Annotated in this window: 13 protein-coding genes; 11 read left to right on the forward strand and 2 right to left on the reverse strand. The window is 59.1% G+C overall.

The genetic code is table 11. From position 1 onward, the window contains the following. Positions 1 to 2: 2 nt before the first annotated feature. The 9 genes from ACTZWY_RS17135 to ACTZWY_RS17175 all read left to right on the forward strand — a co-directional run bounded on the left by ACTZWY_RS17135 (position 3) and on the right by ACTZWY_RS17175 (position 9,613). Positions 3 to 1,109: an ABC transporter ATP-binding protein gene (locus ACTZWY_RS17135; protein ID WP_444791928.1), complete on the forward strand. Its 1,107-nt coding sequence runs from the start codon at positions 3 to 5 to the stop codon at positions 1,107 to 1,109. After that, positions 1,109 to 1,981, forward strand: coding sequence for a carbohydrate ABC transporter permease (locus ACTZWY_RS17140; RefSeq protein ID WP_444791929.1), 873 nt, complete (start codon positions 1,109 to 1,111; stop codon positions 1,979 to 1,981). Before ACTZWY_RS17135 ends, ACTZWY_RS17140 begins: the two co-directional genes overlap by 1 nt. A 1-nt stretch (position 1,982) precedes the next feature. Beyond that, entirely contained in the window at positions 1,983 to 2,837 is an 855-nt protein-coding gene (locus tag ACTZWY_RS17145) for a carbohydrate ABC transporter permease (RefSeq protein ID WP_444791930.1), read from the forward strand. An 18-nt stretch (positions 2,838 to 2,855) separates the two neighbouring features. Further along, complete coding sequence (locus ACTZWY_RS17150) at positions 2,856 to 3,128, forward strand: DUF2160 domain-containing protein (protein WP_444791940.1); 273 nt, start codon at positions 2,856 to 2,858, stop codon at positions 3,126 to 3,128. A gap of 103 nt (positions 3,129 to 3,231) precedes the next feature. Next, positions 3,232 to 4,944, forward strand: coding sequence for an ABC transporter substrate-binding protein (locus tag ACTZWY_RS17155; RefSeq protein ID WP_444791931.1), 1,713 nt, complete (start codon positions 3,232 to 3,234; stop codon positions 4,942 to 4,944). 140 nt (positions 4,945 to 5,084) lie between these two features. Next, on the forward strand, positions 5,085 to 6,572 hold the full coding sequence (glpK, locus tag ACTZWY_RS17160; protein ID WP_444791932.1) for a glycerol kinase GlpK: 1,488 nt from the start codon (positions 5,085 to 5,087) through the stop codon (positions 6,570 to 6,572). Positions 6,573 to 6,776: 204 nt separating this feature from the next. Further along, the gene (locus ACTZWY_RS17165; RefSeq protein ID WP_444791933.1) at positions 6,777 to 7,478 is read left to right on the forward strand and encodes a tellurite resistance TerB family protein; all 702 of its coding nucleotides are present in this window, start codon (positions 6,777 to 6,779) and stop codon (positions 7,476 to 7,478) included. A 51-nt stretch (positions 7,479 to 7,529) separates the two neighbouring features. Continuing rightward, positions 7,530 to 8,171, forward strand: a complete 642-nt coding sequence (locus ACTZWY_RS17170) for an exopolysaccharide biosynthesis protein (protein WP_444791934.1) — start codon at positions 7,530 to 7,532, stop codon at positions 8,169 to 8,171. After that, positions 8,168 to 9,613 (forward strand): alkaline phosphatase D family protein, encoded by a 1,446-nt coding sequence (locus tag ACTZWY_RS17175; protein ID WP_444791935.1) that lies wholly within the window; start codon positions 8,168 to 8,170, stop codon positions 9,611 to 9,613. The genes ACTZWY_RS17170 and ACTZWY_RS17175 overlap by 4 nt, the downstream gene beginning before the upstream one ends. A 14-nt stretch (positions 9,614 to 9,627) precedes the next feature. On the opposite strand, the gene ACTZWY_RS17180 is transcribed toward ACTZWY_RS17175, so the two are convergent. Together ACTZWY_RS17180 and ACTZWY_RS17185 are read right to left on the reverse strand one after the other, a co-directional pair. Continuing rightward, positions 9,628 to 9,837 (reverse strand): hypothetical protein, encoded by a 210-nt coding sequence (locus tag ACTZWY_RS17180; RefSeq protein ID WP_444791936.1) that lies wholly within the window; start codon positions 9,835 to 9,837, stop codon positions 9,628 to 9,630. Between the two features lie 250 nt (positions 9,838 to 10,087). Then, a complete protein-coding gene (locus ACTZWY_RS17185; RefSeq protein ID WP_444791937.1) occupies positions 10,088 to 10,327 on the reverse strand; it encodes a hypothetical protein in 240 nt (79 codons plus the stop codon). Here ACTZWY_RS17185 and ACTZWY_RS17190 point away from each other — a divergent pair. Next, entirely contained in the window at positions 10,320 to 11,294 is a 975-nt protein-coding gene (locus tag ACTZWY_RS17190; RefSeq protein WP_444791938.1) for a hypothetical protein, read from the forward strand. The genes ACTZWY_RS17185 and ACTZWY_RS17190 overlap by 8 nt on opposite strands. A gap of 14 nt (positions 11,295 to 11,308) precedes the next feature. After that, positions 11,309 to 12,910: a 3'-5' exonuclease gene (locus ACTZWY_RS17195; protein ID WP_444791939.1), complete on the forward strand. Its 1,602-nt coding sequence runs from the start codon at positions 11,309 to 11,311 to the stop codon at positions 12,908 to 12,910. Positions 12,911 to 13,364 lie beyond the last annotated feature (454 nt).

Consider the following 13,364-nt stretch of genomic DNA (forward strand, 5'->3'; position numbering starts at 1 on the left):
AGATGGCACAGATAACACTGGATAATCTTGCGCATTCCTATTTGCCCGATCCGAAGGGCGAGGAGGATTACGCGCTAAAGCAACTTGACCATGTCTGGGCAGATGGCGAAGCCTATGCGCTGCTGGGCGCATCTGGTTGCGGCAAGTCCACGCTGCTGAACATCATTTCGGGGCTGCTGGTGCCGTCGCGCGGGCGTATCCTCTTTGGTGACCGCGACGTGACGCGCCAGGACACTGTGGCGCGCAACATTGCGCAGGTGTTCCAGTTCCCGGTTGTCTATGACACCATGACTGTGGGTGACAATCTGGCCTTTCCGCTGCGCAATCGCGGCATGGACCCGGCCTATATTGCTGCGCGCGTCCAAAAAATCGCATCCATGATCGGCATGCAAGACAGCCTGAAGCGCAAGGCGCGCGGGCTGACAGCAGATGCGAAACAGAAGATCAGCCTGGGGCGCGGCATGGTGCGCGAGGATGTGAACGCCATTTTGTTCGATGAACCGCTGACCGTGATTGACCCGCATATGAAATGGGAATTGCGCACGCAGTTGAAGGCACTGCACAATGAATTCGGGCACACGATGATCTATGTGACCCATGACCAGACGGAAGCGCTGACATTTGCCGATAAGGTGGTGGTCATGCATGACGGGCGTGTGGTCCAGCTTGGCACACCGGAAGAATTGTTCGACACACCTGAACATACCTTCGTGGGCTATTTCATCGGCTCGCCGGGGATGAACCTGATTGAGGCAGACGTGTCGGGGAATGTGGCGCATTGCGCGGGCCATACCGTGCCCTTGGGCGGCAGCTACAAGGCGCTGACGGGCCGGGTGCAGATTGGCATTCGCCCGGAATTCGTCACGTTAAGCAGCTGTGATCAGGGCCTGCCGGTGACGATCAAGCGCATAGAAGATGTTGGCCGTCACCAAATTTTGCGCGCCGAATTCGCAGGCAAGCCCATCAATGCGATCCTGCCCGAGGGTATGCCCATTCCCGCAGATGCCAACCGCCTGAAATTCGCGCCCGAACGGATTGGCGTCTATGCTGATGATTGGCGCGTGAAACCCCTTCATGCTGTTGCCACCCCTGACAAAGAGGCCGTCTGATGGACAAGGTTCAAAACAACAAGGCGTGGTTTCTGGTGTTGCCAGTGCTGGTTCTGGTGGCCTTCTCGGCGGTGATACCGCTGATGACCGTCGTCAACTACTCGGTTCAGGATACGTTTGGCAATAACGTGTTCTTCTGGGAGGGGCTGGGCTGGTTTCAGGAAGTCCTGACATCTAAGCAGGTGCATTCGGCCTTTGGGCGGCAGTTGCTATTTTCGGGTATCATTCTGGCCATTCAGGTTCCGCTTGGCATTGCCATCGCGCTGTGTATGCCGAAAAAGGGTTTCTGGGCGTCGGTCTGTCTGGTGCTGATGGCGCTTCCGCTGCTGGTTCCATGGAACGTGGTCGGGACAATCTGGCAAATTCTGGGCCGGTCCGATATTGGGCTGCTGGGGTATGTGCTGGATGCGCTGAACATCAATTTCAACTATTCCCGCAACGCGCTGCATGCATGGATCATTGTTGTGACAATGGATGTCTGGCACTGGACCTCGCTGGTGGCACTGCTTGCCTATGCCGGTCTGCAATCCATACCACAGGCCTATTATCAGGCCGCGAAGATTGATCAGGCCAGCCGCTGGAAAGTGTTCCGGTATATCGAACTGCCCAAGATGCAGGGCGTGTTGCTGATTGCCATTTTGCTGCGCTTCATGGACAGTTTCATGATTTATACCGAACCCTTCGTCGTCACGGGCGGTGGCCCCGGCACAGCGACAAGTTTCCTTTCGATCGATCTGGTGAAAATGGCACTGGGACAGTTTGACCTTGGCCCGGCGGCTGCGTTCTCGATCATGTATTTCCTTGTGATCCTGCTGGTGTCCTGGGTGTTCTACACTGTGATGACCAACCTTGATAAAGCGGAGGGCCGGTAGAATGGCTGTGACAACTGACACATATACCGCCCCCGCGCGCAAGCTTGCGCTGCCGAAGGTGCAGACCCGCCATGTGGTGATGGTGCTTTACCTCGCTTTCATGCTGATCCCGATTTACTGGCTGTTCAAGATGAGCGTGCAAACCAACCGCGAGATCATGGGTGCCTTCACCCTTTGGCCGGAAAGCCCCACACTGGACAATTACCGCACCATTTTGACCGATCGCAGCTGGTATATCGGCTATATCAACTCAATCACCTATGTGGTGATGAACACGGTCCTGTCGCTTGCGGTCGCGCTGCCTGCCGCCTATGCGTTTTCGCGCTACCGTTTTTTGGGTGACAAACATCTGTTCTTCTGGCTGCTGACCAACCGTATGGCCCCGCCTGCTGTCTTTGCGCTGCCGTTCTTCCAGCTGTATTCCTCGGTCGGGTTGTTTGACACCCATATCGCCGTGGCGCTGGCGCATACCCTGTTCAATGTGCCTCTGGCGGTCTGGATTCTTGAAGGCTTCATGCGCGGCGTGCCCAAGGAAATTGACGAGACAGCCTATATCGACGGCTATTCCTTCCCGCGCTTTTTCGTCAAGATCTTCATGCCGCTGATTGCATCGGGCATCGGGGTTGCCGCGTTCTTCTGCTTCATGTTCTCATGGGTGGAACTGCTGCTGTCGCGCACGCTGACGGCGGTGAGTGCACAGCCCATCACCTCGATCATGACGCGCACCGTGGGGGCGTCGGGCATTGACTGGGGCGTTCTGGCGGCCGCTGGTGTGCTGACCATCGTGCCCGGTGCGCTGGTGATCTACTTTGTTCGCAACTACATCGCCAAGGGCTTCGCCCTGGGCCGCGTCTAAGGGGGAAAGACCATGAACCTGAACTGGATGGCATGGACGCAGCCGACCGCAATCTTCTTCATTGTGATTGCCTGCTTGTTGCTGATCTTCACCTTTCTGGCGATCAAATACCCCGAAACCCCGCGCCGCGGAATATTGACAATCGAAACCACCCGCGGGGACCGGCTTTTCATCACGCTACTTGGGTCAGCCTTCATCAACGCAGGTTGGCTGGCCCTAAGCGGCCTGCCGCAGTGGTGGGCACTTGGAATTTGCGCAATCTATGCTGTGGCGGTGTTTCGCTGGGTGTAACTGCGTAAATAGGCGCGTGTCCGGGGCAGTAGAAATGTCACCTCAAACCGGCCCGAACACGCGAGGACGAAACCAAAAGGTTCAATCCATGGGAGGATACACTATGAACCGTCTACTGAAAACATCAACCGCGCTGGCAATGGCGCTTACAGTGATGGGAAGTCCGGCATTTGCTGATATGGACGCCGCCATCGCGTTTCTGGATGAACATATCGGCGAGTTGTCGGCCCTGACACGCGAAGAGCAGGAAGCCGAACTGCAATGGTTCATCGAGGCTGCCCAGCCATTTGCAGGCATGACCATCAATGTCGTGTCGGAAACCATCACCACGCATGAATGGGAAGCCAATGTGCTGGCCCCTGCCTTCAGCGCGATGACCGGCATCAACCTGACACATACGCTGATCGGCGAAGGCGACGTCGTGGAACGTCTGCAAACCCAGATGCAAACCGGCGAGAACGTCTTTGACATGTATATCAATGACGCAGACCTGATCGGCACGCACTGGCGCTACCAGCAGGCGCGCAACCTGACTGACTGGATGGCAGGCGATGGCGCATCGGTGACCAACCCGAACCTTGATCTGGATGATTTCATCGGGCTGGCCTCTGCCACCGGGCCAGATGGCAAGCTCTACCAACTGCCCGTGCAGCAATTCGCCAACCTCTACTGGTTCCGCTATGACTGGTTCAACGATCCCGAAATTCAGGCCGAATTCGAGGCCGAATACGGATACCCGCTGGGCGTTCCGGTGAATTGGTCGGCCTATGAGGACATCGCGGCCTTCTTCACAGGGCGCGAGATCGACGGTCAGACCGTTTATGGTCACATGGATTACGGTCGCCGCGACCCGTCGCTTGGCTGGCGCTTCACGGATGCGTGGCTGTCGATGGCAGGTGCGTCTGATCTTGGCCTTCCCAATGGTGTGCCCGTCGATGAATGGGGCCTGCGCGTCAATGAGAACTTCCAGACGGTTGGCTCTTGCGTGGCGCGTGGCGGGGCGACGAACAGCCCGGCGGCCGTATATTCCATCGAGAAATATGTCGATTGGTTGCAAAACTACGCGCCGCCCGAAGCCAACGGCATGAACTTCTCTGAATCCGGCCCGATCCCGGCGCAGGGCAACATTGCGCAGCAGATCTTCTGGTATACCGCGTTTACCGCTGACATGGTTGCCCCTGACCTGCCGGTGATGAACGAGGACGGCACGCCGAAATGGCGCATGGCTCCAAGCCCGCACGGCACTTACTGGCAAGAGGGCATGAAGGTTGGCTATCAGGATGTAGGCTCTGCCACCATTTTGGAATCGACACCGGTGGACCGCGCGCAGGCCGCATGGCTTTATGCCCAGTTCATCGCGTCGAAAACCGTTGATGTGGCCAAGTCGCATTACGGTCTGACCTTCATCCGCGAATCCACGATCAACCATGACAGCTTCACCGAGCGGGCACCTGCGCTTGGTGGTCTGGTCGAATTCTACCGCTCGCCGGAGCGTGAGAAGTGGACGGATACAGGCTTCAACGTGCCGGATTATCCGCGTCTGGCGCAGCTGTGGTGGCAGAATATCGGGGATGCTTCTTCGGGTGCCCGGACTGCACAGGAAGCCATGAATGCCCTTTGCGACCAGCAGGAAGCCGTTATGGCGCGTCTCGAACGTGCAGGCGTGCAGGGTGAATTCGGCCCGGCGCTGAACGAGCCGCGCGACGAGGCCTACTGGCTCGAGCAGCCCGGTGCGCCTTGGCCGAAGCTGGACGACGAGAAGGGCATGCCCATGACCGTCGCCTATGATGAGCTGATCCGCCGCTGGACGGAATAAGACCCTCCCTGTCGGGGCTGTATGATGATACGGCCCCGGCTGACTTGGGGCGAAGCGGTCCTTGGATTGCTTCGCCTTTTTTCTAGGAATAACAACAGACGGTGAAGGCGGTGTTCACCACCGAAGGGGAGGATGCATTGATGGGTCATATTCTCGCATTGGACCAAGGCACGACATCAAGCCGGGGAATCGTTTTTGACGCGGGCATGCGGATTACTGCCATCGCGCAAGAAGAATTCCCGCAGCATTACCCGCAATCGGGCTGGGTGGAACATGACCCCTCTGACCTTTGGGCATCGACTGCCGCGACGGCGCGGGCCGCGATTGAGAAGGCCGGGTTGCACGCGCGTGACATCGCCGCCATCGGCATCACCAACCAGCGCGAAACCACGCTGGTCTGGGACCGCAAGACTGGCGCGCCCATTCACCGCGCGATTGTCTGGCAAGACCGCCGCACTGCTGATTTCTGCGCGCAACTGCGCGAAGGCGGGCACGAGCCGATGATCACCGCACGCACCGGGCTGCTGGCGGACCCGTATTTCTCTGCGACCAAGCTGAAATATATCCTCGACACGGTTGAGGGTGCGCGCGACCGCGCGAAGCGTGGCGAACTGGCTTTCGGCACCGTTGATAGCTGGCTGATCTGGAACCTGACCGGCGGCAAGGTGCATGCCACCGATGCGACCAATGCCGCGCGCACCATGCTTTACGACATACACAAGGGCCGCTGGAGCCAAACCATTTGCGACCTGTTCGACATTCCGCGTGAAATGCTGCCCGAAGTGCGCGATTGCGCGGCCGATTTCGGGCATACGCGCGCGGACCTGTTCGGGCATGAAATCCCCATTCTCGGTGTGGCGGGGGACCAGCAGGCGGCGACGATCGGGCAAGCCTGCTTCGCGCCGGGGATGCTGAAATCCACCTACGGAACAGGCTGCTTTGCCGTGCTGAACACGGGCGAAACACCTGTTGCGTCGACCAACAAGCTGCTGACCACCATTGCCTATCAGCTTGACGGCACACCCACCTATGCGCTGGAAGGCTCGATCTTCATTGCAGGTGCCGTGGTGCAATGGTTGCGCGACGGGATCAAGATCATCCGCGCGGCGCCTGAAACCCAAGGACTGGCCGAAACGGCTGACCCGTCCCAAGACCTGATCCTTGTGCCGGCCTTCGTGGGCCTTGGCGCGCCTTATTGGAAGCCAGACGCCCGCGGCGCGATTTTTGGCCTGACGCGCAATTCCGGGCCTGCGGAATTTGCCCGCGCGGCGCTGGAATCGGTGGGCTACCAGACGCGTGATTTGCTGGAAGCGATGCAGGCTGATTGGGCGCGCGACGGCGCACAGCCAAGCTTGCGCGTGGATGGGGGGATGGCCGCGAATGATTATGCCATGCAGTTTCTGTCCGACATCATCGGCGCCCCTGTTGACCGGCCGCAAGTGCTGGAAACAACCGCACTGGGCGCGGCATGGCTGGCGGGCATGCGCGCGGGCGTCTGGCCGGGAATGGCGGAATTCGCCAAGGGCTGGGCCATGGAGCGCCAGTTTACCGCCGCAATGGACGCGCCCGCGCGGAGCATGCGCATCGCGCGCTGGAAGCGCGCGGTGCATGCGGTTCTGGGCGTTTGATCGCGCGCCCCGAAGGCCACAACCACAGCGGCACTCGCCCGCTATCACGCTTGATTGTTCTGGACGCATGGGCGCGGGCGTGACTGTCCGGCGCCCCGTATAGCACAGCCCATGACATATTCGTGAAGGCAGGCCCCGCGCCTTGAATGGCCCATAACACCCTACCATTTATATCGGGAATATTTTGGAAATCTGGGGAAAAAGATGTTTGATGCGCGCCAATTGCTTGATCAGGTTATGGGGGGCTTGTCGTCATACCCGCGCGCAGGTGGCGCATTGAAAAATGTTCAGGCCGCGTCATCCGGTGGGACGGGGCAATTGCTGACAGGCGCGCTTGCGGGCGGGGTTCTGGGCATGTTGGCCGGCAACAAGCGCGCGCGCAAATTCGCGGGCAAATCTGCGGGAACCGCGTTGAAACTGGGCGGACTCGCGGCTGTTGCGGCGATTGGCTATACGGCGTGGCAGCGGTCTCGCGGAGCGCCCGACACGTCGCTGCAACTGCCACCTGCCGAAAGTGGCTTTGCCCCCGAACAGGCCCCGAATGGTCAGGATATGTTGGCACGCGGAGTTCTTGTGGCAATGATCCAGGGCGCAAAAGCCGACGGACACATAGACGCCGCAGAACATGCGCGTATTTTCCAGCAGCTTGAGGCCCTGTCGCTGGATGCGCAGGCCAAGGCTTTTGTGATGGATGAGTTGGCGGCCCCGCAGGATATTAACCGCGTGACCGCGTATGCCAACTCACCCGAAGTTGCGGCAGAACTGTATGCAGCTGCCCTGTTGGCCATGGACCCTGACACGCCACAGGAACGCCAGTTTCTGACCCGTCTGCAAACCGCGCTTGGTCTGGACGCCGCGCTTGCCGACCATCTGGAAGCCGCTGTCAAGGCACAGGTGCAGGGATGAACACCTGTGAGGGGCTTTTGGCCCGCTCCCCGCGCTGAACCCGAGGGGGTCATGACAGTTGATCATCGCGCCCAGCCGGATGCCTTGCGCAAAACCGCGCATGACAGCGGGGCCAGCAGCATTACAGGTGTGCTGCGTCATTTGCGGGAAGCTGTCATACAGCGCCCGGAAGGCGACAAAATCGCCCTGCGCCATATTCTGATCGCGCTGGAGCAAAATTCCTTCATCGTTATTGTGCTGGTTTTTTCCCTGCTGATGGTTTCGCCGCTTAGCGCTGTTCCGGGGGCAACGACGCTATTTGGGCTGACCATTGCTTCAATTCTGGCACAGGTGCTTCTGGGCAGGCGGCATGTCTGGCTGCCGGGGGTGTTGTTGAACCGGCTTTTGCCAGTGGCGCGAATACTTCAGGCGCTGCAATGGCTGGAGAAACCCGCAACCTGGCTGGAACACCGCCTGCACGCGCGCCTTGCCTGGGCGCATGAGCGCCCGGTGGCCATGATGTTGAAAGCGTTGGTTTTCACAGCCGCGCTATGTGCCCCCCTGATGGAGGTGATCCCCGCCAGCGGCACAAGCGTTGGCGCGGCCATCACGCTATTTGCTGCGGGTCTGTTGGCGCGCGATGGCGTTTTCATCCTTCTTGGGGCGTGCCTTGCGGCCATCCTGCCGGTAACGTTGTGGATGGTGATCAGATGACCGAATCCCGTCAGGACAAGGCCGCCCAGCCCCGGCCCTTTGGCCCAATCTTGTTGTTTCGCAAGATACGCACGGGGTATTTGCATCTTGCGGCTGTGTTCGGGTATCACGCGGCCAGCCCGCGCCCTGTTCTGGACTGTGACACGGGCGAAGGGGCCTATAGTGAACTGCTCCGCCTGGACGGGTATGTGGTTGGGCGCATTGATTTCGCGCTGCGCTGCGCGGCTTCACCTGCACATTATGTGTTCAACGGTCAAAAATTTGATGTCCAGACACAGTTCGACGGGGACCTGCGCATGGCCTTTGCATCCTGCAACGGGCAGGAACATGGTGATTTCGACCGGCCAGAGTCCCGGCGCAACGCCATGTGGCGGCGGCTGCATGACGAACACATGCAGCACCCCTTCGCGCTTTTGTTGCATGGCGGCGACCAGATTTACGCCGATGAGGATGTGAAGTCACATCCATTGACCAAGGGGTGGCCCGATGACCTTCCGTCTGAAGTGACTGCTGCGGAAATGCGCGATCTCGAACGCACCCTGCGCCGCGCATTTATCGCACGCTACACACGGCTGTTCGCCTCAAGGGCTTTTGCCGAAATCTGTTGTCAGATCCCGTCATTGGCGATGTGGGATGACCATGATATTTGCGATGGTTGGGGGTCGCTGGAACGCTCGCGCACGCGGTCTGCCATTGGTCAGACGATGTTCGCTGTCGCGCGCGAAATGTTCTTGGTGTTCCAACATGGCGCAACCGAGGGCGACATCCCAAAGCTGTTTTCGGACCCGTCGGGCGAAGCCCTTGGTTGGCATCACCGGTTCCCTGATTTCCAGATCATCGCCCCTGACCTGCGTTCGGAACGGGGGCGACGGCAGGTTATGGGGGCGCGGGGCTGGGCAATGATGGATGTGCTGCGCACGGACCCCGTGGCAAAACATGTGTTTCTGCTTTCCAGCGTGCCGTTATTGGGGCCGCGCCTGTCAATTGTCGAACGGATCATGATGTTGATCCCCTCTATGCAGAAATATGAAGATGACCTGCGCGACCAATGGCAAAGCCGCGCCCATCGCGCAGAATGGCAACGCATGCTGTCATTGTGCCTTGATGTGCTAGAGCACGCGGGGATGACAGTGCTTTCGGGTGAAATTCACTTGGCGACACAAGCGCGCATGAAAGGAAGGGGGCGCGATTTGGTCCAGTTGATCGCCTCTGGTATCGCGCATGACGCGCCACCGCACGGCTACGCGCGCGCCCTGGGCGTTCTTGCCGGGCTGGGCGAAGCCCCGCTGCCTGACCATCCGATCACCATTTCACCCCTGCCGGGGCAGGTGCAGCGTTATGTGGCCGAACGCAATTATCTGGTTTTGCAGCGTCATTCGGGCCAGTGGTCGGCTGAATGGGAATTGGAGCACACAGGCCGCACACCCCCTGTAAGCCTGTAGGCTATCTGTCTTGGTCAGGCTGTTTTGACGCCTGTTCGCGATCTTTTTGAACCAATGTGCCAGCCAGTTTGACGGGGCTTGCCAGAGATGTCCAGATCGCGTTCGACCATGACACGCTCGGCCAACTCCCGCGTCGTCATCTCCCCTTCCACATCGAGATGGCGCGTGCAAATATCGGCGATCTCACCCTTCTTAAAGCTGGAGGGCTTCGCGCCCGCGCCCATTGCTCACGCCGCCGAATAATCGCACACAAATGAGGAACAAACTCGATTTACGAGCGGGCCCGAAAAATGGGGCAGGTGAGCTCGGACGCACATTTCTCCGAGATCGTAAAAATCTCACCTCGGGACAGCGACCACGAACGAAGGCAAACTGATTGTCGCACAAGCGTCAAGCAGGCGGTACCAATGGCGCGGTTATGCCATAGTGGCAAATTACGTTATTTGTGATTTACTTTACTTGACATCACATGGATCAAGCATTACAAATAATCAACAAATCATAAATAACGGATTTTGCCATATGCGAAAAACCATCAGAGAGTATCGCCAGATCTGCAGCGCCGAAGGTGTTGCCCTGCTCGACATCAAGCCGCGCGGCCATCACTACGCCCTCCATTTCGAAAGAGGGTTCCTCATCGCGGGTTCCACACCCTCTGACCATCGCGCGCGGCGATCCGCCACCTGCACGCTTAAAGGAGAATATCATGAACATGCCCCCGCTTTCCCCCGACACCATGACCGCCGCAGACCGCCGTGAGGCCTGGTTCCAGCGTGAACTGATTGGCTATGCGCAGTCCGCCAACAGCGACTACACCACGGCCTGGGACTATGGACACGAACTTCTCGAGCTTCTTGCCTCCCGTTTCCGTGTGATCGAAATGATCCTTGGTGCCGAACAGGTTGCGCCACATCTTTTTGCAATGCTGCATGGCCCTGATGTTGAAGGCGAGACATGGCAGGAAGCCTTCGAAACCTATGATCCGGTTCTGACGCCGCACTGGACCGGTACGCGGCTGATCGACAATGCAGGCATCTACGGCCTCTACGGTGTCACGCCGGCCGACATTCCGTTCGACGCGCGCAAGGCGTGGGTTGATGCAGTGGCACAGCAGCTGGATCAGTTCCGGCAGGTCGCACAGCCCGAAACTCAGGGTGTGATTGCACGGATCATCAACCTCGCGCTTGCGCGCCACGCGCTTGACACTGAGGAAGGCGATGTCGATTTGCAGTCGCTCGCGCTCTTCGGCGGCGTCACAGAAGGTCGGGTCCGGAACATCCTGTCCAGCGGCGAAGGCGGTCTTGAAAAGATCGGCCAGCGCGTGACAGCCATCAGCGCAGCCGCATGGCTGAAGGGCCGCAAGGAGTTCTTTGCCTCGATCTGGCAGCAGCCCGATGATGAAGCGCCCGAGGCACCAAGCCCGGATTTTTCGGACGAGGTGGTCTTTGTCCCGGTTGCTGCCGACGGTAGCCATTTCCATCCCGGTCTTGCGCGCAACGGCAAGTTCAGGGTCGGATCGAAGGAAGAAGATGTTCCCTATGACACGTTTGAGGAGGCTTTGTCTGCCTTGCAGAAGATGGCCACGCCCCGCTGGCGTCGTCCGAATGAGGCTGGCAACTGGGGTATTGTTTCAGGCCGCGACTGGAAGCGCATCGAGCGCCGCCAGTTGATGTCGATGTGATCAGGAGCATGATGATGCGTTATTCTGCCGAAGACCTGCTTTCTGCCCTGCTCGAAGCGGCGCCCCGCCCTACTGTTCAGGCACCGCGCGATGCACGCGGCCTTTACGGACTCGTCGATCACCATGGTGATTTGCGGTATATCGGTTCCACCAGTTCAACCGATCAGACCTTCTACGAACGGATCCACCAGCGGCATCGCACTGGATCCGAGGGAATGAGCCACTACTTCTCGCAGATGTACAACACCGGTCGGATGTGGCGTGATCGCAAGGACGCGCTGACCAGGGCCGATGGTGATATCGCCAAGAAGTTGCGCAACGAGTTCGTCGTCGATCACTGCCGCGCGGTTTGGCTTTCCCTGCCCGACACGGCAGATATCGCGAGGCTGGAGGCTGAGGTACTTTCCCTCGCGCCCGAACACGCCATCGCGTGGAACCGGCGGAAAATGAAGTCCTATGACGAACCGGTCGATCTTGTCGCAGCAACCCTTCATCGCCTTGGCTGGGGTGCGCCACAACTGGCGGCCATCGAACGGCAGCGTCTGCGCTTTCTGGCGGCGCTGTCCGGTCCAACCATGCAAACAAAGTCAAGGCCCAAGCCAGCGCCCGTCCAGCAAACCAATGTGCCGCCGTTCCCGAAAGGTCCGTTCCGCTTCTTCGCACTCGATGTCGAGACCGCGAACAATGACCGCGGCAGCATCTGTCAGATCGGCGTTGCCTGCGTTCGCCCTGACAGTTCCATCGCCACATGGATGACCTATGTCGACCCTCAGGTCGACCATTGGGTCTTTACATATCTGCACGGGATCAGCGCACGAACAGTTCAGGGTGCCCCGACATTTGCCGACGTGCTGCCAATCCTGCAGGAGGCATTGAAGGACGCGACGATCTATCAGCATTCGGGCTTTGATCGCAGCGCGATAGCTGCGGCCTGTGGAAACTGCGGCCTGCCAGAGCCACAGTGGCACTGGCGCGATAGCGTTCAGGTTGCCCGCGCCGCCTGGCCTGAATTGCGGGGCAATGGGGGCCATGGCCTCGCAAGCCTCAAACAGCATCTCGGACTGACATTCGATCACCACGATGCAGGTGAAGATGCGCGTGCCGCCGCCGAAGTGGTCTTGCGCGCCGAGGGCGCTGAGCACGCGGCCTCGCGCAGCATCGTACATGCAGCGCCGATTCCGGAGGCGGACGCTGATGATTTCGATCTGATCGAAAGCTTCGATGACATTGCCGTCGTGTGCGATAAGCCCGCAGTGGCGGAAACTCCCTCAAAGCCCAGCGATCACAATCCGGCATCGCGCATCATCGGCACGGTGGAAATCACGCAGGGGAACATCGACCACAAGCACATCTACCTCAGCAGCGTCTTTGATAAGTTTCCGGCCGATGTAATTGGGGGGACAAATCGCGGAGAAGCTGCACAGCGTGAGCTTGCTGTTCACTGGGGCGCAGGTGATATCGTCATGACGGACCTCGACGGCAAGAAGAAGTTCTTTCGCAAGCGCGGCTGGATCAGGGGGTTCTTCGCGCGCAACCACACCCGCGCCGGTGACATGGTGGCGATAGCGCAGATCGATGCCTATAGCTACCGCCTCTCAATGCACAAACGGGGCTGAAACTCATCAAACCGGGGGGAACTGTCTGTCCATATGGGCGAGCGCAATACACCGCCTATATTGAACCCCGCCAATTCCACTAGGCCCCCAATCGCAAAGCACCAGCCGCATGTCGGCTATACTACGAGACAGGACCACACGAAGATCGGATTACTGTGCTTCATTGCAACCCAAAGGATATGCTATCATCTCACCCTACACTGGACTGGTCATGCGATTTCAAATTTCTGGTTCATTCTCCTCAGGTTTCGACCTCGAGATCACCTCGCGCGTCTCGCGCAGGATATACTTCCCCTCGTCGGCTAGGCCGGCAGTCCGGCACGGCGCAGCCAGGCTTGCATCTTCTCGATCAGGCGCTGACGCTGCTTGATCTGAGCCGGTCGGCGGAGTGGTCGGGGCGGATGGAGTATCCGTGTAATGCGCCGGGTTTTGCGATCGGCGCGGGGGCATGGAT

Source organism: Roseinatronobacter sp. NSM (assembly GCF_052379845.1).
Taxonomy (GTDB): Bacteria; Pseudomonadota; Alphaproteobacteria; order Rhodobacterales; family Rhodobacteraceae; genus Roseinatronobacter.